The sequence below is a fragment of the Marinitoga arctica genome, from assembly GCF_054657315.1.
Genome location: NZ_BAAHYY010000106.1, coordinates 1 through 230 on the forward strand (window position 1 = coordinate 1; position 230 = coordinate 230).

The 230-nt window shown below is 23.9% G+C and carries 1 protein-coding gene; it reads right to left on the reverse strand.

Going from position 1 to position 230, the window contains the following annotated elements:
• A partial coding sequence (locus ACYQ44_RS10560; RefSeq protein WP_459997259.1) for an AAA family ATPase occupies positions 1-230 on the reverse strand: 230 nt, incomplete at both ends.

Genomic DNA, 230 nt, shown 5'->3' on the forward strand with positions numbered 1-230 from the left:
CGAATATTTACTGTTTAATGATATATCGTTTAAGTTATTAAGTGCAGAAAATACTCCTGTTTTTGTGAATTTTGTGATTCCTGTTAAAAATACAAATTTTATATATGCATCTTTTGTTTTTACTTTTTTATAGAATTCTCTTAAAAATGCTCTAAATTCTTCTGCTTTTTCTTTATTGTTTATATGTTCTAATATTGGCGATTCATATTCGTCTATGAGTATTACTGTTT